Below are 19,443 nucleotides of genomic sequence, written 5' to 3'. Positions count from 1 at the left end.
TAATGTGCAAACATATATGAAATGCCGCTAACCCTTGTAACTACAATACAGGATTAGCGGCATTATTGCTATACACTATTTGATTGATCGCTTACTTTTAATTGGCCAGATGAAGCATAATTAATAGTTTTTTAATTAAATTATATGACTGCAAGTTATTATTGTGGTGGTATATATGTAATACTGGGTTTCCCAGTTGTTTTATTTATGCAGACTTCCGCATCTACATCATATAGATAACGTATAAATTCTGGTGTAAATAGTTTTTTAGGGATACCATAGCCGACTATCTGCCCATTTTTTAATGCTATTATTTTATCGCAGTACAGTGCCGCAATATTAAGATCATGAATTGCTATGATAATAGTCAGCTGATGTCTTTTAACAATCTCCATCATTTGCATTTGGTATTTTATATCTAAATGGTTTGTAGGTTCATCCAATATAAGGCACGGTGTATTTTGCGCCAACGCCCTCGCCAAAATAACTCTCTGCCGTTCTCCTCCCGACATTGTAGAAAATTTTCTTTTTTCAAAACCTGCCAATCCAACTGTTTTTAAGACATTTTTCATAATTTTATAATCATTTGCATTATTAAATTCAAGCAATTTTTTATGTGGGGCTCTCCCTAAAAGCACAATATCCTCTACAAGGAAATCAAAAGCATAGCCATTATCCTGTGCCATAACACTCACAACAAGTGATGATTCTTTGAGTGTCATATCCTTTATATTATGTCCATCGAAAAAAATCTCCCCAGCGGCTGGTTGTAAAACCCTATATATACATTTTAATAAAGTCGATTTGCCGCTACCATTTGGCCCAACTATACCTATGCATTCTCTAGAAGGTATTGATGCTGAAATATCAGACAGTATTTTTTTATTTTTTATTAAAAAGGATATATTTTTTATTGATATTTCCATTAATCTTCCCCTCCAAAAGAATAAGTTCTTTTTGCAATAAGAAAAATAAATCCTGGTGCACCTACAATAGAAACTATTATTCCCACAGGAATTTCTGTATTTGCTATCAATGTTCTACTAAAAACATCTGCCAAAATTAAAAAAATCGCACCTGTTATTGCAGCTAAAGGTAATAGGTACCTATGTCCAATACCTGTAAATATCCTCACAATATGTGGTATTACAAGTCCAATAAAGCCTATCATACCCGAAGCATATACAAGAAAGCCAATAATAAACGCACTTATTAATAAATATGTTTGTCGATACTTTTCCAGATCGGTACCAAGTGTAACAGCAGTATAATCACCAAGCAGCATCATATCTAAAATACGATTCTGTGTCCAAAAAAATATTATGCCCAGAAATACAATTGGAAGTACAATTTGCAGAATACTCCATTTTGCACCAGCAAAACTTCCCATCAGCCAGAACAGCACAGTTTGGATACCTTCCTTATCATTAGCAAAATATATTATGAAACTTGATAGTGACGAACATGCAATATTCAATGCCATACCAGTAAGTAACAGCTTTACCGAATTCGCTTTCCCACCAATTTGTGAAATAATAAGAACCAGTAAAGATATGGAAAAAGCACCGATAAAAGAACATATACCTATGAAGTCATTGCCGAAAAATGTTCCGATACCAAGAAAGATAGAAATTACTGCTCCTAAAGAAGCACCAGAAGAAATACCTAGAATATATGGATCAGCTAGTGGATTTTTCGTAATTGACTGCATTACTACACCGCAAACAGCAAGTCCCGCGCCAGTAGCACCGGCCAACAAAATCCGAGGAAAGCGAAGTAACCATATAATATCGAAAAGAGGACCTTGATGAGGCGCTGTTATAGGTATATCACTATTTATTCCTTGCAGTAGAGTTGCCAAAATATCTTCGTTATTTAATTTTACTGAACCTATACTTAATGCAAAAAAGATTTCTAGAATGAGTGTTATCACTAATATGCCTATCCACCATTTGACAGATATTTTTTTCAATTTTGTGGTACTCCTTCATGTAAATCGGGATAAAGATCTTGTGCCATTTGCTTTATCCCATCATAAGTACGTACTGCACTGCTATATACCATAAACAAGGGCAGGGTATAGATGCGGTGCTGTTGCACCGCATTGATATCCTGTAAAGCAGGGTTGTCATAAAACTGCTGGGCGATATGTTCTGCATTAGCATAATTATCTTCACTTACGATCAAAAATATTACCTCTGGATTTTCATCTATTAGTGTCTCATAACTTATAGATTTACCAGGGTCAATAATATCTCCATTTACTTTTTTTAAAATATCTCCAGCCAGAGTATTTTTCCCATATACGCTTAATATATCGTTTTGTTTCTCTATGATGATAGCTCTTGGTTTCCGACGCCCAATAGTATTATTGGCAACAAATGATATTTCTCCCTTCATTTGCTCTACCAAGTATTGAGCCCTTTCTTTACGCCCAAATATAGTGCCCAATTCCATTATATATTGGTATTCACTTTCTATTGTTTTGTTTTTCGTATTATATATAGTAGATGGTGCCATATAAGTATTTACACCTCGATTATGCCAAAATTCAGTTGTACCCGTATAATTTTGCGTAAAAGTCGATTTCCACCCCAATATAAAATCTGGCTTGAGCAATAATAAGTTTTCTTTATCAATAGACTGCATTTGCCGTATCGGAATACTCTCGTATGCTGGGCGATACTCTTCCTTTATACAATCAACAGAAGGAACACCTACAGAAGCTATTATCTTATCTTCTAAACCTAAAGCCAACAATGTTTCAGTTGAATTCTGCCAAAAAGTGACTACCCGCTGAGGTGGTTCTTTAAAAATTAACTGTATAGGATTCAACTCTGTATCATAATTTACTATTTGAGCAAATGGTAATTCTGTTGTTTCTTCTTTACTCGGTATTATTGATGATCTCGTGATTTCTAAAAAAGCAAAGATTATTATTAGCCCTGCTAATGCATATTTTATTTTGTCACACCTCTTGTATTAAAATTAGCTAAATTTTAAAAGCTATATTTTATCCCTATCATAAAATTGCGACCGTTTTCGGGAAATGCACCAACATCATACGAAGATAACGCACGAGTTTGATATGCTTTGTTTAGGATATTGTTAACATTAAAATATATCTGCATTGAATCATTTAGTTTGCGACTCAAAACAAAATCCAGTACACCAAAATGGCTGTCTGTAAAATAGTTTCTATCATTTCCTGAATAAATCGTATAAGAAAGATCGCCAAACCAATTATTTTTTTCATAAGTCAAATTTGTTCTATAAATATTGCGTGGCCGAAAAGCATTTATAAGACTGTCTGGAGTGGTTCCATCAGGATTAATAAAGACATTCTTCGCATGAAAATTTTCCTTAACCCAACTATATGAAGAAGATAATTGCCATACATTGTCAAATGTATGTGTATAAGCTATATTCAACGCTTGCTTTTTCCTTTTAGCATTAACTGCTTTGGTTTCCCAATCACCCTTGGTCGAGTTCAATATACTGTAACGACCAATAGTATTATCCATATAAGTGTTTGCATAATTAACATTTAAATCATCTTTAGCAGTTATTTTTCTATCAATACCTAGGTTATAATTATATCCTTTTTCATTTTTTAGTGGATCACTGCTAAAAGCACGAGAATAATCGAGGCCAGTAACTGGTTTGAATATTTGGCTTATAGAAAAATACGCATTTGTTTTATCATCAAACTTATAATTACTGTAGTTGGAAAAAGTAAGTCTGCTCGCAGAATCAAAATTCATCCCATTATAATCGCCATCACTGTAATATGTATAATTCAGTCCAGGAGTTATTGTAAATTTATTGCTTACCTTAATCTTATCCTGTAAATACATATTGTAAGAATGCCGTTTTGAACTATAACTGTCATAACTATCCCATCCAGTGTAATCACTTTTTTTATAATTAAAGCCAGTTGTTAAACTTTGATTTTTTATATGCTTGGCAAACTGTATTGTCGTACCCGTAACTTTTTCTATATCAGTATGTGTGTTAGACGAGTCTTTAGCCGTATCCCAGAATTCATTCAAATATGTATAAGGTACATTCCATATGTCTGAATAATCTTTCATATTATAGCGTGTATAATTTTTATAAATTCTAATAAAACTTTCTGCATTTTCGTCTGTTCTATTAAAAACATATTTTATGTCTACATTATTTGTTTGTGTTTCATCATAAGATCCTAACCACGCATCATAGAGGAAAATATTACGATACCCTTTTACTAAACTATTTAAATTAATGTATCTATGCGTTACAGGATCTATCGGTGCCATAGTTCCCTTGTAAAATGAATCTATATATTGCAAATCTGGAGCCGTTATAGGATAATATGCCTTCTCGTAGGAATGGTTATAAGTGAAATCAAGACTATGGTTTTTGTCAAAATCTTTCGTAACATTTATTGCGGCATTTTCATCACGATATCCCGTATTATCAAAAGTTTCGGTTCGGTCTGTATAATCATTTTTATATTTTGCATTACCGCTAAGTTGCCGGCTTAAAGAAACAGCATATTTTAGAGTACCATCTTTTGAAGATCCAGTATGCGTTAATGAATAGTTGTGTCTTTGCCAAGAACCTGTAGCAATATCAAGTGTTGTTTTAGGTTTTGCTGATCCCTTTCGCGTGATAATGTCTATTACTCCACCCGCTGCGTCTGCTCCGTAAATAGCAGAACCAGGTCCTTTTATCACATTTATTTGTTCTACATTATCAATACCTGGTAATGTACTGAGATTAACACGTGATTTATCACCACCATAAGAATTCGCATCATTATCTACGCGACGACCATCAACTAAAATAACTATGCTATTCTCACCATTTATACTTAATTCTGTATTATAACTACTGTAACCGTATTCACCGCCCTTATATCCTGGTGTTGATACTTGTACTCCTGGAATCGTTTTTAAAGCAGCAATTATATCATTATAATGATGTTTTTCAATATCCTGCCTGCTTATAATATCAACATCACCACCTGTTAAATAAGGATTATCAATAATTGGTGACCTTTGGGCATAAATAGTTTTATCCTCTAACGAATAAGCATAGTCTACATCATTTGAGCTATCATCCTTTGCTGCAGAACCTATAGGAACATTCACTATTTGGATAACCGTACACATAAGCATTGTGGAAATTACACTAGTCTTTTTATGCATAAAAATTAACACTCCGTTCCTGTATTAAAAAAATTTTGGGCTTTTTATCTACACAAACGCAGTTATGTTTTTTTATACATAACAAAACCTCCTTTTCAAAATAGAAAAGGAGGCTGATTGCAAAAAATGCATTGCAAATCGCCTCCCTATCGTTCGTAGGTAAAACGGTGATTGTTAAACAGGCAGTTCTCCTGACTTAGGTTCATCATTGTTTAAGCCTTCCCGAATATAAATATATTCAGTGACATAATTATAAACAACTCCCCTTACAGTGGCGGGACCGTGCCGGCTTATACCGGCTTCTCTTTTAAGTTAAAACACCTGTCTCAAATATTAATTTATCTTGCCGTAATGATAGTATTACATACCATGTTAAAGTTGTCAATATTTAACTATAATTTCATAAATTACAGTTATGGCTTTATATAGGCATAACCTGTCATTTCTAATTCAACCAATTTTATTATACCAGCAGGAACGACACTTACGTTAGAAGGTAATTCAACTTCATTTATACCATTCCCCTGCAATGCGTTACGACAAAGAAAAACTTCTGTTTTTTGTTTGGTCAGTGCATCTACCTGTTTTAAAATATTGCTGTCACTTTCTTGCCCAAACAAATTCACGGCATTTCCATTTACTATGATTTTTATGTCATATTTTTTATTAGCGGCACCATTGATCAGATTTTGCGCATTGTTAAGTACCATCTGCCATTTATTTATTTCATCAATATGCAAAACTACCTTTAAAACATTCATAAAACTGCCCCCATATTCTACAGTACCATTTATATATTCTATCTCTATAAATAATATATTATTTATGGAAAAAGTGCATGTTATTCGATAATCTGAACCGCAATATTTACATTTCTTAATTGAAATGATATACTCTATTCAGGTTCGATTTAGAGAAAACTACTAAAATATAATGCAGTTTTTTCTGATTATAGAAGTTATTCGTGTGGTGAATATAAATGGATTTAAAAGGAAAAATAAGTATACTCGCTGACGCCGCAAAATATGATGTATCGTGTTCTTCAAGCGGTTCCAGCAGAATGAATAGACCTGGGGGAATTGGCAATGGCGCTAGAAGTGGTATTTGTCATAGTTGGTCTGCCGATGGACGTTGTATATCCCTGCTTAAAATACTTATGACCAACAGCTGTATTTATGATTGTGAATACTGTGTTAATCGTCGCAGTAATGATACAAAAAGAGTTTTTTTATCACCCGAAGAAATCGTTTCTTTAACTATCCAATTTTATCGCCGGAATTATATTGAAGGACTTTTTTTAAGTTCCGGTATAATAAGTTCACCTGATTATACAACAGAGCTTTTACTTAAAATAGCAAAACTATTGCGCTTGCGAGAAAATTTTAACGGCTATATTCATATGAAAGGGATTCCTGGTACAAATACAAAATTATTACAAGAACTGGGCCATTATGTAGACCGTCTTAGTATTAATATGGAATTACCCTCAGAACACGCGTTACAATTGCTCGCCCCGCAGAAAACCCGTTCCGCTATCATCCAACCAATGAAATTTATTCATGAACAATTTGTTGAACGACATAGTGAAAAACATCTTGCAAAATATATGCAGCCTTTTATTCCCGCAGGCCAAACGACTCAAATGATAGTTGGTGCAAGCGGTGAAAATGACCGTCATATTTTAAAATTAAGTGAAGCCCTTTATAAAAAAATGTCATTAAAAAGAGTTTATTATTCTGCATACGTACCTATAATGACAGGGAAAAACCTTCCCGCCGTAAAACAACCGCCTCTTCTTAGGGAAAACAGACTCTACCAAGCGGATTGGCTGCTTCGCTATTACCATTTTTCCGCTGATGAAATTTTAACAGACCAACAACCGAATTTTGATTTAGCTGTTGATCCAAAAACAAACTGGGCATTACGAAATTGGCAGCTTTTCCCCATAGAAATAAATACAGCTGCATATGAGATGATCTTGCGGATACCGGGGATTGGCATCCGTTCAGCTGCTAGGATAGTTGCCATGCGCCGCCTAACGCCGCTGTCATATGACAACCTTAAACATATCGGTATTGTTTTTAAAAGAGCCCGCCATTTCATTACTTGTGGTGGTCGTTATTACGGGCTGGGTCTGGATGACCCTGTACTCATAAAAAACATTCTTGTTTCCCAAAATTGTCGAAAATTATTCCAGCAGATCAGTCTTTTTGAGGGGCAGGTATAAAATATGTATTATCAGTATGATGGATCTTTTTCTGGTTTTCTTTCTGTGATTTATGAGGCATACCACGATGGAACGAGCCATGTGGAAGGAATAGAAAATATTTGTGCAGGAACAAATATTTTTGAAAAAGAAAAAAAGGTCGATGCTAATCTGACAAAAGCTGATAAAGTATTAAATGGCCTATATCGTAAATGTGGGGCGCGCGTTGCGCAGACACTTTATTTTGCTTTTATGGCGGAGCGGCCAGAACGGGAAATGCTGCTTTTTTATTTTATTTGTGCGGCCTTTCGCAATTCACATATGTTATCCTACAGTAAAACGGATCCTTGGATAGGCCAGGTCGAAAACTGGGCTTTGCAAACAAGTAATGAACGCTACCGTATGCTTGGCCTTTTGCGTTTCCGTGAACTTGCAGAAGGTATGTTATATGCAGCGATACGCCCTAAATATAATATTGCACCGCTTATGGCTGGTCACTTTGCGCAACGGCTGAGCGGAGAAGAATGGGCTATTCATGACTTGGGACGACACCTCGCTGTTTATTATGATAAAAAGCGTATTATTACTACCGATGTCACAGAACAAGAAACAAATATAAAATATAGTAAATCAGAAAAACTTTTCAGCAGTATATGGTGCCAGTATTATAGACACATTTCCATACAAGAAAGAGAAAATCCCAATCTACGCCGTTCTTTTATGCCAGAAAAATATTGGCCATATTTAACTGAAATGACTCAGCTCAGTGAGCACCATGCTTAAAGATATACGAAACTCTCTTTTTGTATTAATTTAGCTGGAAAAATAATTTTTGAAGGAACTTCTTCGTTATTCATAAGTTTAGTAAGTAAATTGACCGCTTCTTTGCAAAGCGTACCCAACTGATTATCTAAGCTTGTAAGCATCGGTGTGGCACACTGTGACAATATGGAATTATTACAACCAACGATTGGCATATGTCGTTCCATTTGCCGTACAGCCCGCTGAGCACCTACAGCCAATAAATCCTCTGAGGTGATAATAGCGTCAAAATATATTTCTTCATCAATAAGAGTTTTTACGATTTTCTCTACATCATCTAATGAACGATTAATTTTATTTTGCAGCAAGGGATTTGCATCCAGATTATATTTTACTAAGCCTTTCTTATAACCGGCTAGTTTTTGCTTACCACTATATGTAAGTGAATCATATAGATAAAGGATGCTTTGGCAACCCTTAGCAGCCAATTTACCAACTATGTCTTCTATCCCAGCTTCTTCATTGCAAATCACGCTGTAGATGTTGTCATGTTTAATATAACTGTTTACCATTATAATTGGATTTTTATTTGCTACGCATTTAAGATATGTTATATCCTTAGCCTGATTAAAAGGTGTTCCTATAGTTATAATGGCATCTACATGTTTTTCTATTAAAAACTGAAGGTATTTAGCTTTTGGTTCATGTTCTCTGCCAGTGCAGCTAAGAATTACATTCCAGTCAAGTTTTCGCAAATGGCTTTCAATCAATGATATGGCTTTCGCATAAAAAGAATCAGAAACATCTTCACATAAAACACCGATCATTTTCATACTGTTAAGACCTAAACCACGGGCAAAAGGATTAGGCTGGTAATTTTGTTCTTTCATCACTGCCAGTATTTTTTCTTTGGTCTTAGCGCTGACTTTATCACTGCCGTTCAATACACGCGAAACAGTAGCAATTGATACATCACATTTTTTCGCGATATCGTATATTGTCATAAGTTATCAATGCCTCCGTGCTTTATATGCCGTCTTATATTGAAGCTAATATCATATTATAACATATTGAGTTTCCAAAAAAATCATTGTATCTTATTTTAGTAAAAGTAAATTAATTGAATTTATTGAAAAATAAATATATATTGACAAAGATCCATAAACGTGGTATTTTATTCTTGAGAATTGTAAGTGCTTACATAAAATATTATAGTAAAAAGGAGAACAGAAATGAAAGAATTTATGGATGACAATTTTTTACTTAAATCCAAAACAGCGGAAATATTATTTCATGACTATGCTCAAAAGATGCCTATAATAGACTACCATTGCCACATACAGCCTAAAGAAATAGCTGAAAATAAAACATTTGAAAATCTAACACAGGTATGGCTTGGCGGCGACCATTATAAATGGCGACTGATTCGTTCTAACGGAACTCCTGAAGATAAAATAACGGGAACGACTTCCTCTGATTGGGAAAAATTTCAAGAATTTGCGAAAGTGCTTCCAAAAGCAATTGGCAATCCACTTTATCATTGGACCCACTTGGAGTTAAAACGCTTTTTTAATTGTAATTTAACATTAAGTGAAGATACTGCCGAAGAAATATGGAATATATGTAACCCCAAACTGCATCAACCAGAAATGAGTGTACAGGGAATTATCAAACAATCTAATGTTAAAGTAATTTGTACCACTGATGACCCTGCTGATTCTCTTGAATGGCATCAAAAAATAGAAAAAGATGCCTCTTGTACAGCTAAAGTAGTTCCAGCAATGCGCCCAGATGCAATAATGCGCATCGATGCCATCGGCTATAAAGATTATCTCGTCAAATTGGGGCAAAGTACCTCTCTGGAAATAAAAACAATTGACGATATTAGACAAGCACTTCATAAAAGAATGGACTTTTTTGAAAAAATGGGATGTCGCGTAACCGACCATGCTTTGGAATATATTTTTTACCGTCCGGCTGATGATACAAAAATAAATAAGACAATCCATAAAGCCTTGCAGAAAGAATCTTTAACTGTACAGGAAATAGAAGAATATAAAACTGCAATTTTATTTTTCTTGGCAGGAGAATACAGCAAACGTGACTGGGCAATGCAGATCCATTATTCAGCATTGCGTAATAATAATACTAAAATGTATAATAAACTCGGTCCTGATACCGGTTTTGATTGTTTAGCCACATATAATTGTGCTGAAGGTATTACAGCATTTTTAGACGCTTTAAATTCTGCTGATATATTACCAAAAACGATTTTATATTCGCTTAACCCAGCAGATAATATATTACTTGGTTCTATTATCGGTTCTTTTCAGGGAACGGAAGCTTTTGGTAAGATACAGCAAGGCTGTGCATGGTGGTTTAATGATAGTAAAGCAGGAATAACCAATCAGTTGACTAATATTGCCAATCTTTCTGTGCTTGGTAATATCTTGGGGATGGTAACGGATTCTAGATCCTTCCTTTCCTATCCACGGCATGAATATTATCGCCGTATTCTCTGTAATTTTATGGGTGATCTAGTTGAAAACGGAGAATATCCGTCTGACATCAAATATTTGGGCAAATTAGTACAAAATATATCTTATAATAACGCAAAAGAATACTTTAAATTTCCTATTTAAAGTATTCCTCTATAGTTGATATACAATAAAATTATATATAAATGCTGCAGTACTTACTTTGTTATATCTGTACTGCAGTAATTTGCTAGTCAGCATTATTACAAATAATTATTTTCTAAATAATCAGTGTATTCATTATATAATTATTTTTTTCACAAGAATACATTATTTATAAGGGAGCGATAATTCATGCAAGAATACAGCAACCACCCAATAAATACCGCAACTGAGAAATCAAATGGTACGCAAAGTCTGAATAAACAAATTGTTCATTTCCAAAAATTATCATGGAAAGAAAAAATTTCTTATGGATTTGGTGATTTCGGTAATGGCTTTATGTTTGATCTTGGCCAGTCCTATTTAACAAAATACTGGATAGATATCTGCGCCATACCAGCAGCTGCCGTAGCAGGCATATTTGCTTTTACAAAAATTTTTGATGCATTTATGGATCCTATAGCTGGTTCTCTGATTGATAGGCGGAAAAATATCGGTAAACGAGGGAAATTTCGACCTATAATGATGATTTCTAGTATTTTACTGGCTTTACTTACAATAGTCACTTTTACAATGCCGGAACTATCATTGTCAGGAAAAATATTATTTGCTTATGTAGCTTATATGGCATGGGGACTTGTTTATTCTTTTACAAATATTCCTTACGGATCATTAGCCAGCGTTATGACTCGTGATGTAAATGAACGAAGCCAGCTGGCTACTACAAGACAAGCTGGTTCAATAGGAGCACAACTTATCACAGGTATTGGTTTCGTACCAATAGTGCTCATTTTTGACAACCCGCATTACGGCTTTTTTGTTGCTGCTGCTATTATGGCCGTTATTGGTGTAATTGGTTTTTATATTTGTTATAGAAACACTCGTGAAAGTGTACCTGTCATGCGCAATACTCAAGCAGAAAAAAAAGCAGGTTTCAAAGAATATCTTAAGGTGGTTTTTACAAATAAGCCATTGCTTTGTATAATTTTAATGACCCTATTTACTATTTCAGCAATGAACACAAATAATCAAATGATGATTTTCTTTTGCCAATATAACTTGGGCAATATGGGGCTGCAACCTTTAGTAAACGGAATAATGATGGGCTGCTCCGTCTTGGGGATTCTCTTAATTCCTAAGTTAGTAAAGATGTTTGGTAAAAAGAAAACTGCCGTAGTCGGTCTTATGATAGGTTTTATTGCTAATATTATGAATTTTGTAATTGCAACAAATATTTATACTTTTATTCTTTTAGTAACCATAGGGTACGTTGCTTTAGCAATACCAAATGGAATTACATGGGCTTTTGTTTCTGATGTCATCGATTATGGTGAATGGCATAATGGTATAAGAAAAGAAGGAATAACCTATGCCGCTTTTAATTTTTCCCGTAAAATAGCGCAAGCACTCGCTGCGATAGTAAGTTCTGGTATGCTTGTAATGACAGGCTATGTAGCCAACAATATCCAAACTGAAGAAACTTTAACGGGAATTAAAGCCGCTATGACTTTATATCCCGGTATAGCATTAGGCATAGCAGCGGCTATAATAGGCGTCTTTTATGGATTATCAGATCATAAATATAAGAGAATTGCTGATGATTTGAGTAATGGTTTATGGGAAAATGGACAGATCAAGTAATCTATTGCCTATTGCCTATTGCCTATTCCCTGCTTCAAGAGCATAATCATTCTCTTTATAATAAACATTTTCTTTATAATACTCGCCCCATTTACTCATTGCTTCGAGTACAGATTTTAATGTATAGCCTGCTGGGGTCAAAGCATATTCGACATGCGGTGGTATTTCAGCAAAAACCTTTCTAGTCAACAACCCCGCCTTTTCCATTGAACGCAGGTCAGCTGTTAAAACTTTCTGTGATATTTTGCCAACTGATTTTTTTAATTCACCAAACCTTTTTTTACCCGTTAGAAGATCACGTATTATTAATATCTTCCACTTATCGCTGATTAACATCAAAGTTGTTTCTACTGGGCAGTCTGGTAATACTTTTTCCATAATTATTTATTGTCACTCCTTTAAACTCAAAAAAGGTTTCATACAAGTAACTATAAAACTTTAATGTGCTTACTTCACTAATCTCTCCTATAGGCGTATTATATACCTAGAGATAAAAATTTACAAACTAATTTATATTTAGGTGGAGGTAGTTTTATGAAAATAGCAGTTATTGGTGCAAACGGAAAAGCAGGGCGCCTGATCGTGAAGGAAGCATTGTCCAGGAATCTGGATGTCACAGCCATTACCCGCAGCGAAAATAAGAGTGATGCTGCAAAATCCCTGCAAAAAGATCTTTTTTCTCTTAAATACGAAGATTTAAAAGACTTTGATGTTATAATTAATGCTTTTGGTACCAGCCCGGCAAATGCGCCTCAGCATATTACTTCTTTAATGCATCTTTGCGATATTTTGAGCGGTAAAAATAATCGTTTATTGATTATTGGCGGAGCAGGCAGCCTTTATACCAATCCTGAACATACTAAAAAAGTTATTGATGCGCCAGATTTCCCTGATGCTTTTAAACCTACAGCTGGTAACATGAGTAAGTCACTCGATGAACTTCGTAAACGTGATGACGTTAAATGGACTTATATAAGTCCTGCAGCAGCTTTTAAGGCTGATGGAGCACGGACTGGTAAATATGTTCTTGCTGGTGAAGAATTTACCGTAAATGCTAAGGGAGAAAGCATAATAAGCTATGCAGATTATGCCATTGCAATGATTGATGAAGCAGTAAAAGGAAATCATATCCAACAAAGAATTTCCGTTCACGGCGAATAATTTTTATACTAGGAATTGAAAAGGGATAGTCGTACATCACATTTTTGAACAATGTGCAGTGTGCAGCTATCCTTTTTTTATTTCTAATCCACTTTCGCAAGTTCTTCTAAAAGTGACCGCCGTCTCGGATATTTAGCTGATAATTTTTCTTTAATGTCACTTGTGGTTTCTTTTCCGCCTATCTTACAAAGTATCCGCAGATAAGAACAAAGGGTTTTATAATGCCGTCTTTCTGTACATGTTTCCGCAAACTGCATAATGAATTCTTTAAATACAGCAAATACTTCTTGTGGATAAATCTCCCATAAGTATTTATAATACCTTAGTATTTCTTCAGGAAAATATTTCGTATATTTAAGCAAACTATGCCAGTCTTTTTCCGCAATGACTATTTGGCAATAAATACGCGATACATATTTTTGTTTTTCCAATCTATCAAGAATTTGTATATAAATTTTCTGCCACTCTTTTTCATCATACAATTTTTTCAGTTTTGTATAATAATCAAAGCAAGTATATTTTATCAACAGCTCACATGCAAGCGAACGCATTTCAGTAGTTTTGTTTTCTAATTCATAGATTTGGAAACGAATCTGTTTCCATTTTTTTACTAATCCCGGAAGTTCAGCATCATTTTTTTCTCCTTCTAAAGATAATTTTTCTGCTTCAAGATATTTTTGCCCAGTTATTGTTTTTTTTAACAAGATTTCTCTAATTTCAGCAAAAGCTCTATTTTCTGAGAGAAAAGCGTCAACCTTTTCTTTATCGAATTTTTTTAGTAATTGATATTTTAATATGGCAATTTTTTCCTGCGTATAATTATTAAATGCATATGAAGCATCATTATCCACCATGTATTTTTCAAAATAACTGTCAAGCCGTCGCTTTTGCTTAAGTGAATCAGCTAAACTGATGCATGCGGTGATAAGTGATACGCGTTCTTCAAGCCAACCCCCATATATTTTATTTTTGGATTCTGTCAAAATTTTCGTAAACAATATCTCACGTTGTTCTTTATCCGTTATAGCAATAACCTCACTCGCCAGCAAAGATTTTACGCTATCCAGTACATAGCTTATTCCACCATCCGAATCATCCGCAAACTGTGTCATTTTTAACATTTCGCGCATTACCGCCAAAATGAGCTCTGTCGCCATGAGAAATTCTTTACAGTCAATCGCTATTTGGATATGTTCAAGCACTTTATATGTCCCCTGAAGTGCCTTATCGCATTCATTCCAACGTATAAAGTTATCCCGTCCCTTAAAACTATTTATACAGTTACGCATCAATTTTAACCATGAATTTTTTTCATCAGCGGGATTACTGAATATAGCTTCCATATGAGCTCTTAATATATCGTTTTCCCTTGCTGCCGCAAGCAGTACCTCTACAAGGGCAGCCTTAGGCTGTTTATTTAAAAGTTCACTAAGTGAATCTTTTTCCGGTGCTTTTTTTACAGAAGGGACAGTATTGTCAGCGACAACATCCGGTATAGCCTGCAACCGGCCGCGTAATGCATATAAAACTGCTGCCATATGCTTACAATATGGTCTATATGTATATGGGCAGTCGCATTCCATGCTTTCTATATCTGTCGAATTTTTCATGTGAATATGTACTCTATAGCTGTTTGTACCTGCTACATTGGCAGTATAATAACCAGGTCTTTTTTCCATTAATGACCGCACACGGCCTTCCTTATAATATTTTTCTCCTCTTTTTAAAATTAATTCATTGAGTTCTTGTTCAAAATTTTCTATATTCATATATACCTCCTACTGCTTGTCAACACTATGACGCTATTGTTTATAGATATCTTCTTCGCAGTGAAAAAGATATTTCCTTTTTTATTTTATTTGTTGACGATATAAATTCAATATGTTATTATAGCTCTTATAATATTAATACAGACATACAGAAAATATTTTGATATATTTGCTGGCCAATTAGAAAACTAAAGGTCAGAGAGATAAATGGATTGTACATTTGTCTCTCTGGCCTTTTTATTTTTAAAAAGGAGGACTAATTATGAAAAAAAGGATTATTTTATTTGCTGTTTTACTTGTTGCTCTGGCGGTAATGGCAGGTTGCAAAAGTGACAGTGAATCGGCATCATCCACTCAACTTGTAAATGTATCTTATGACCCGACCCGCGAACTTTATCAAGATTATAATGAACTTTTCATTAAACATTGGAAAGAAAAAACCGGACAGGATGTGACAGTTACCCAATCACATGGCGGTTCCGGTGCGCAGGCTCGTTCCGTTATTGAAGGAAATGATGCTGATGTAGTAACACTGGCTCTTGAATATGACGTAACAGCCATTGAAAAAGCAGGACTTATAAGTAAAGGCTGGCAAAATAAGTTTCCACATGACAGTGCCCCCTACACTTCAACTATAGTATTTCTTGTCCGCAAAGGAAATCCTAAAAATATCAAGGACTGGGATGATTTGATAAAACCCGGTGTAGGAATTATCACACCAAATCCTAAGACATCCGGTGGTGCACGCTGGAACTACCTTGCTGCATGGGCATATGCCAACGAAAAATATCAGGGTGACGACACACAGATGAAAGACTATATGAAAAAATTATTTGCAAATGTGCTTGTCCTTGATTCCGGTGCCCGTGGTGCAACAACAACTTTTGTAGAAAATGGTCAAGGCGATGTTTTACTTGCTTGGGAAAATGAAGCATATTTATCCTTAAAAGAACATCCGGGAGAATTTGAAATAGTTTCTCCTTCGATAAGCGTTTTAGCACAGCCTTCTGTTGCTGTTGTCGATAAAATTGCTGAAGAAAGAGGAACAAGTCAGCTAGCAGAAGAATATTTGAATTATCTCTATTCACCAGAAGCACAAAAGGTGGCTGCAGAAAACTTCTACCGTCCTACAGATGAAAATATTTTAAAAGATTATGCTGACAAATTCGACTTAAATATGAAATTAGTTAACATTAATGATCCATTGTTTGGCGGCTGGGACAAGGTACAGGAAACCCATTTTACAGACGGTGGCATCTTTGACCAGATTTATAGTAAATAAGCTTTAGCCGTAATTGTACTTGGTAATTAATTTTTATATCACAACATTAAAGAAATGAGGCAGGATGATGGGCAGAACAAAGTCGAACAGTATCATTCCCGGATTTAATTTGTCCATGGGGATAACTATTTTCTATATAAGTTTTATTATTCTGCTGCCACTCATATCCATAGTAATAGTTACCAGCGGCATAACATGGCAGAATTTTTTAGATACGGTTCTTGACAGCCGAATCATTGCTGGATATGAGGTGAGTTTTTTCTGTTCATTCATTGCTGCCGTTATCAATTGTTTTTTTGGCACTATGCTTGCATGGGTGCTCGTACGCTATGAATTTCCTGGCAAGGGGATCATAGACGGGTTGATTGAGCTTCCCTTTGCAATTCCCACAGCTGTAGCTGGTATTTCACTTGCTTCGCTTTATTCCCCCACTGGTTTTATCGGGCAGCTTTTTGCTCCCTTCGGTATAAAAATCGCCTATTCACAGATTGGTATTACTATAGCATTGATTTTTGTCACGATTCCTTTTGTAGTGCGTACGGTTGAACCTGTGCTTAAAAACATAGATCCTGTTTTTGAAGAAGCAGCCTACACACTGGGTGCTAGCAGATTTACAATATTTCGGCGGATAATTCTTCCTGAACTTATACCGGCATTGCTGCTCGGCGGTGGGTTGGCTTTTGCCCGCGCTATTGGCGAATACGGCAGCGTTATTTTTATTGCCGGTAATATGCCTTTCAAAAGTGAAATCGTACCATTATTAATAATGGTCAAGCTCCAACAGTTCAATTATGGTGAAGCCACTTCAATAGCTATCGTCATGCTGCTGTTTTCCTTTTTTATTATGTTTGCTATAAATTCATTACAAGCTTATCAGCAAAAAATAGTACAAGGAGGAACGAAATAAATGGGCAAAGGATCATTTACCAAGTATTTACTGATCACGCTCAGTAGTATTTTTATCTTTGTTATGCTCATCATGCCGCTTATGGTTATACTGAGCGAAGCTTTTAAAAATGGCATTAGTGCTTATGCTGACGTCTTAAGTGACGCCTTTACATTACATGCCTTACGGCTAACCCTTTTTGCTACTTTTGTGTCAGTAGTATGTAATACCATTTTTGGTTTATTCGCTGCATGGGCGCTTACCAGATTTTACTATAAACGTAGTAAATTTTTGACTACTCTTATCGATATTCCATTTGCTATATCGCCTGTTATCGCCGGCTTGATTTTTTCTTTAACCTTTGGGCGCATCGGCTGGGCGCAGCCTATATTAAACATTTTCCACATAAAAATAGTGTTTGCTGTAACTGGTATTGTCTTGGTAACTATTTTTGTCACTTTACCATTTATAGCTAGAAGCGTAATGCCTGTTCTACATGCGCGCGGCACAGAAGAAGAGGAAGCGGCGGCTTTGATGGGAGCAGGTGGTTTTACTATTTTTCGAAAAATAACTTTTCCCCATATTAAATGGGCATTGTTATATGGCATTATCCTTTGTACCGCACGGGCGATGGGAGAATTCGGTGCCGTTTCAGTTGTATCAGGACATTTGCGAGGTAAGACGGATACACTACCATTGCTGGTAGAAATCCTGTATAATGATTTCAAAATGGCTGATGCTTTTGCTGTTTCCACCATCCTCGTCCTGCTTGCGTTGATATTGCTTATTTTGAAAAATGTTGTCGAATACAAATGGCACAGCGCGAAGGAGTAATACAATGTATATAGAGTTAAAAAATATCAATAAAAACTTTGGTGCCTATAAAGCCTCAAATAATGTCAGTTTTGCTTTGCCGGCTGGTTCCCTTTCTGCTTTTTTAGGTCCATCCGGCAGCGGCAAAACAACAATTTTACGCATTATTGCTGGACTAGAAACACCTGACAGCGGCGACATCTTTATTGACGGACAGCGCGTCAATGATATTGCCCCAGCCAAACGGGGAATTGGTTTTGTCTTCCAAAATTATGCCCTTTTTAGATATATGAATGTTTTTGAAAACATTGCTTTTGGTATGAAAATAAAAAAAGTACCCGCAAACAAAATTAAAAAACGGGTAGAGGAACTGACAGAACTTATTGGTCTAAAGGGCTTGGAAAACAGATATCCCGTACAGCTTTCCGGTGGACAAAAACAGCGTGTCGCTTTTGCTCGTGCCATCGCACCGGAACCTAAAGTTTTGCTGCTTGATGAGCCGTTCGCTGCAATCGATGCTAAAATACGGAAAGAATTGCGGCAATGGCTTAAAACGACAATAAAAAAATTAAATATAACAAGTATCTTTGTCACACATGATCAAGACGAGGCCAGTGAAGTTGCTGATGAAATTCTCATAATCAATAAAGGCCGTGTAGAACAAAGCGGTTCTCCTTTAGCAGTTTATAAAAAACCAACTACCCCCTTCGTTGCCCAGTTCATCGGCGAAAACTCACTGATTAACAATTACGATATATTTAAGGGCTTTTACAGGCAGGAAGGCTTTTCTACAGCTGTAATTCGTCCTGAATTTATTTCTATATTCAAGGAAAATGAGGAATATAAAAACGCATACACTACCGAACCTGGTATTGTCAAAACCGTCACCTTCCGCGGCTCTTATCTTGAAGTAATTGTCGATTTACATGATACGGAATTAAAAACTGTATGGCCTACAGACCGAGAAATTTTGCATCCTAATGAAAAGGTGGGAGTGCTTATTAAAAAAATGTACCTGGTTGATAGTGCAAATATAAGAGAAGTTGAAAACGAAGCACTTATTGCAGATAATTCGGTAATAATCTAAAG

17 protein-coding genes and 1 riboswitch are annotated in these 19,443 nt (G+C 35.4%); of the genes, 9 read left to right on the top strand and 8 right to left on the bottom strand.

Annotation, left to right across the window (positions count from 1 at the left end):
* Nucleotides 1–158: 158 nt before the first annotated feature.
* The 5 genes from EDC37_RS07000 to EDC37_RS06980 all read right to left on the bottom strand — a co-directional run bounded on the left by EDC37_RS07000 (nucleotide 159) and on the right by EDC37_RS06980 (nucleotide 5,956).
* Nucleotides 159–926, bottom strand: a complete 768-nt coding sequence (locus EDC37_RS07000; protein WP_132549516.1) for an ABC transporter ATP-binding protein — start codon at nucleotides 924–926, stop codon at nucleotides 159–161.
* A complete protein-coding gene (locus EDC37_RS06995; RefSeq protein WP_132549513.1) occupies nucleotides 926–1,972 on the bottom strand; it encodes a FecCD family ABC transporter permease in 1,047 nt (348 codons plus the stop codon). Before EDC37_RS06995 ends, EDC37_RS07000 begins: the two co-directional genes overlap by 1 nt.
* A complete protein-coding gene (locus EDC37_RS06990; protein WP_165874476.1) occupies nucleotides 1,969–2,835 on the bottom strand; it encodes an ABC transporter substrate-binding protein in 867 nt (288 codons plus the stop codon). Before EDC37_RS06990 ends, EDC37_RS06995 begins: the two co-directional genes overlap by 4 nt.
* Nucleotides 2,836–2,999: 164 nt before the next feature.
* Nucleotides 3,000–5,195: a TonB-dependent receptor plug domain-containing protein gene (locus EDC37_RS06985; RefSeq protein ID WP_132549507.1), complete on the bottom strand. Its 2,196-nt coding sequence runs from the start codon at nucleotides 5,193–5,195 to the stop codon at nucleotides 3,000–3,002.
* Nucleotides 5,196–5,359: 164 nt separating this feature from the next.
* Nucleotides 5,360–5,535: riboswitch (cobalamin riboswitch) on the bottom strand.
* A gap of 73 nt (nucleotides 5,536–5,608) precedes the next feature.
* Nucleotides 5,609–5,956 (bottom strand): DsrE family protein, encoded by a 348-nt coding sequence (locus EDC37_RS06980; RefSeq protein WP_132549504.1) that lies wholly within the window; start codon nucleotides 5,954–5,956, stop codon nucleotides 5,609–5,611.
* A gap of 218 nt (nucleotides 5,957–6,174) precedes the next feature.
* Between EDC37_RS06980 and EDC37_RS06975 the strand changes: the two genes are divergently transcribed.
* Nucleotides 6,175–7,422: a putative DNA modification/repair radical SAM protein gene (locus EDC37_RS06975; RefSeq protein WP_132549501.1), complete on the top strand. Its 1,248-nt coding sequence runs from the start codon at nucleotides 6,175–6,177 to the stop codon at nucleotides 7,420–7,422.
* Nucleotides 7,423–7,425: 3 nt separating this feature from the next.
* The gene (locus EDC37_RS06970; protein ID WP_132549498.1) at nucleotides 7,426–8,184 is read left to right on the top strand and encodes a TIGR03915 family putative DNA repair protein; all 759 of its coding nucleotides are present in this window, start codon (nucleotides 7,426–7,428) and stop codon (nucleotides 8,182–8,184) included.
* On the opposite strand, the gene EDC37_RS06965 is transcribed toward EDC37_RS06970, so the two are convergent.
* On the bottom strand, nucleotides 8,181–9,167 hold the full coding sequence (locus EDC37_RS06965; protein WP_132549495.1) for a LacI family DNA-binding transcriptional regulator: 987 nt from the start codon (nucleotides 9,165–9,167) through the stop codon (nucleotides 8,181–8,183). The genes EDC37_RS06970 and EDC37_RS06965 overlap by 4 nt on opposite strands.
* A 228-nt stretch (nucleotides 9,168–9,395) precedes the next feature.
* Between EDC37_RS06965 and uxaC the strand changes: the two genes are divergently transcribed.
* Together uxaC and EDC37_RS06955 are read left to right on the top strand one after the other, a co-directional pair.
* A complete protein-coding gene (gene uxaC, locus EDC37_RS06960) occupies nucleotides 9,396–10,805 on the top strand; it encodes a glucuronate isomerase (protein WP_132549492.1) in 1,410 nt (469 codons plus the stop codon).
* A gap of 189 nt (nucleotides 10,806–10,994) precedes the next feature.
* Nucleotides 10,995–12,443 carry a glycoside-pentoside-hexuronide (GPH):cation symporter gene (locus EDC37_RS06955; protein WP_132549489.1) on the top strand — a complete coding sequence of 483 codons (1,449 nt, stop codon included), beginning with the start codon at nucleotides 10,995–10,997 and terminating at the stop codon, nucleotides 12,441–12,443.
* A gap of 15 nt (nucleotides 12,444–12,458) precedes the next feature.
* On the opposite strand, the gene EDC37_RS06950 is transcribed toward EDC37_RS06955, so the two are convergent.
* Complete coding sequence (locus EDC37_RS06950) at nucleotides 12,459–12,821, bottom strand: winged helix-turn-helix transcriptional regulator (protein WP_132549485.1); 363 nt, start codon at nucleotides 12,819–12,821, stop codon at nucleotides 12,459–12,461.
* A 156-nt stretch (nucleotides 12,822–12,977) separates the two neighbouring features.
* Here EDC37_RS06950 and EDC37_RS06945 point away from each other — a divergent pair, with 156 nt between their 5' ends.
* A complete protein-coding gene (locus EDC37_RS06945; RefSeq protein WP_132549482.1) occupies nucleotides 12,978–13,604 on the top strand; it encodes an NAD(P)-dependent oxidoreductase in 627 nt (208 codons plus the stop codon).
* An 83-nt stretch (nucleotides 13,605–13,687) separates the two neighbouring features.
* Here EDC37_RS06945 and EDC37_RS06940 read toward each other — a convergent pair whose 3' ends face one another.
* A complete protein-coding gene (locus tag EDC37_RS06940; protein WP_132549479.1) occupies nucleotides 13,688–15,373 on the bottom strand; it encodes an SWIM zinc finger family protein in 1,686 nt (561 codons plus the stop codon).
* A gap of 262 nt (nucleotides 15,374–15,635) precedes the next feature.
* On the opposite strand from EDC37_RS06940, the gene EDC37_RS06935 reads away from it, so the two are divergent.
* From EDC37_RS06935 to EDC37_RS06920, 4 genes are all read left to right on the top strand, one after another.
* Entirely contained in the window at nucleotides 15,636–16,655 is a 1,020-nt protein-coding gene (locus EDC37_RS06935; protein WP_132549476.1) for a sulfate ABC transporter substrate-binding protein, read from the top strand.
* 64 nt (nucleotides 16,656–16,719) lie between these two features.
* Nucleotides 16,720–17,562, top strand: coding sequence for a sulfate ABC transporter permease subunit CysT (gene cysT / locus EDC37_RS06930; protein ID WP_132549473.1), 843 nt, complete (start codon nucleotides 16,720–16,722; stop codon nucleotides 17,560–17,562).
* Entirely contained in the window at nucleotides 17,563–18,375 is an 813-nt protein-coding gene (cysW, locus tag EDC37_RS06925) for a sulfate ABC transporter permease subunit CysW (RefSeq protein ID WP_132549470.1), read from the top strand.
* Between the two features lie 4 nt (nucleotides 18,376–18,379).
* Nucleotides 18,380–19,441, top strand: a complete 1,062-nt coding sequence (locus tag EDC37_RS06920) for a sulfate/molybdate ABC transporter ATP-binding protein (RefSeq protein ID WP_132549466.1) — start codon at nucleotides 18,380–18,382, stop codon at nucleotides 19,439–19,441.
* The last annotated feature ends 2 nt before the right edge of the window (nucleotides 19,442–19,443 follow it).

Source organism: Pectinatus cerevisiiphilus (genome assembly GCF_004341685.1).
Lineage (GTDB): Bacteria > Bacillota > Negativicutes > Selenomonadales > Selenomonadaceae > Pectinatus > Pectinatus cerevisiiphilus.
The sequence above is the reverse complement of the archived record's forward strand: the minus strand, read 5'-3'. Positions and strand labels throughout refer to the sequence as shown.

Excerpts from the sequence above, each read along its gene's own strand:
- EDC37_RS07000 (WP_132549516.1), bottom strand. The coding sequence starts at position 926 with ATGGAAATATCAATAAAAAATATATCCTTTTTAATAAAAAATAAAAAA.
- EDC37_RS06985 (WP_132549507.1), bottom strand. The coding sequence starts at position 5,195 with ATGCATAAAAAGACTAGTGTAATTTCCACAATGCTTATGTGTACGGTT.
- EDC37_RS06980 (WP_132549504.1), bottom strand. The coding sequence starts at position 5,956 with ATGAATGTTTTAAAGGTAGTTTTGCATATTGATGAAATAAATAAATGG.
- EDC37_RS06975 (WP_132549501.1), top strand. The coding sequence starts at position 6,175 with ATGGATTTAAAAGGAAAAATAAGTATACTCGCTGACGCCGCAAAATAT.
- EDC37_RS06970 (WP_132549498.1), top strand. The coding sequence starts at position 7,426 with ATGTATTATCAGTATGATGGATCTTTTTCTGGTTTTCTTTCTGTGATT.
- EDC37_RS06965 (WP_132549495.1), bottom strand. The coding sequence starts at position 9,167 with ATGACAATATACGATATCGCGAAAAAATGTGATGTATCAATTGCTACT.
- uxaC (WP_132549492.1), top strand. The coding sequence starts at position 9,396 with ATGAAAGAATTTATGGATGACAATTTTTTACTTAAATCCAAAACAGCG.
- EDC37_RS06955 (WP_132549489.1), top strand. The coding sequence starts at position 10,995 with ATGCAAGAATACAGCAACCACCCAATAAATACCGCAACTGAGAAATCA.
- EDC37_RS06950 (WP_132549485.1), bottom strand. The coding sequence starts at position 12,821 with ATGGAAAAAGTATTACCAGACTGCCCAGTAGAAACAACTTTGATGTTA.
- EDC37_RS06945 (WP_132549482.1), top strand. The coding sequence starts at position 12,978 with ATGAAAATAGCAGTTATTGGTGCAAACGGAAAAGCAGGGCGCCTGATC.
- EDC37_RS06940 (WP_132549479.1), bottom strand. The coding sequence starts at position 15,373 with ATGAATATAGAAAATTTTGAACAAGAACTCAATGAATTAATTTTAAAA.
- EDC37_RS06935 (WP_132549476.1), top strand. The coding sequence starts at position 15,636 with ATGAAAAAAAGGATTATTTTATTTGCTGTTTTACTTGTTGCTCTGGCG.
- cysT (WP_132549473.1), top strand. The coding sequence starts at position 16,720 with ATGATGGGCAGAACAAAGTCGAACAGTATCATTCCCGGATTTAATTTG.
- cysW (WP_132549470.1), top strand. The coding sequence starts at position 17,563 with ATGGGCAAAGGATCATTTACCAAGTATTTACTGATCACGCTCAGTAGT.
- EDC37_RS06920 (WP_132549466.1), top strand. The coding sequence starts at position 18,380 with ATGTATATAGAGTTAAAAAATATCAATAAAAACTTTGGTGCCTATAAA.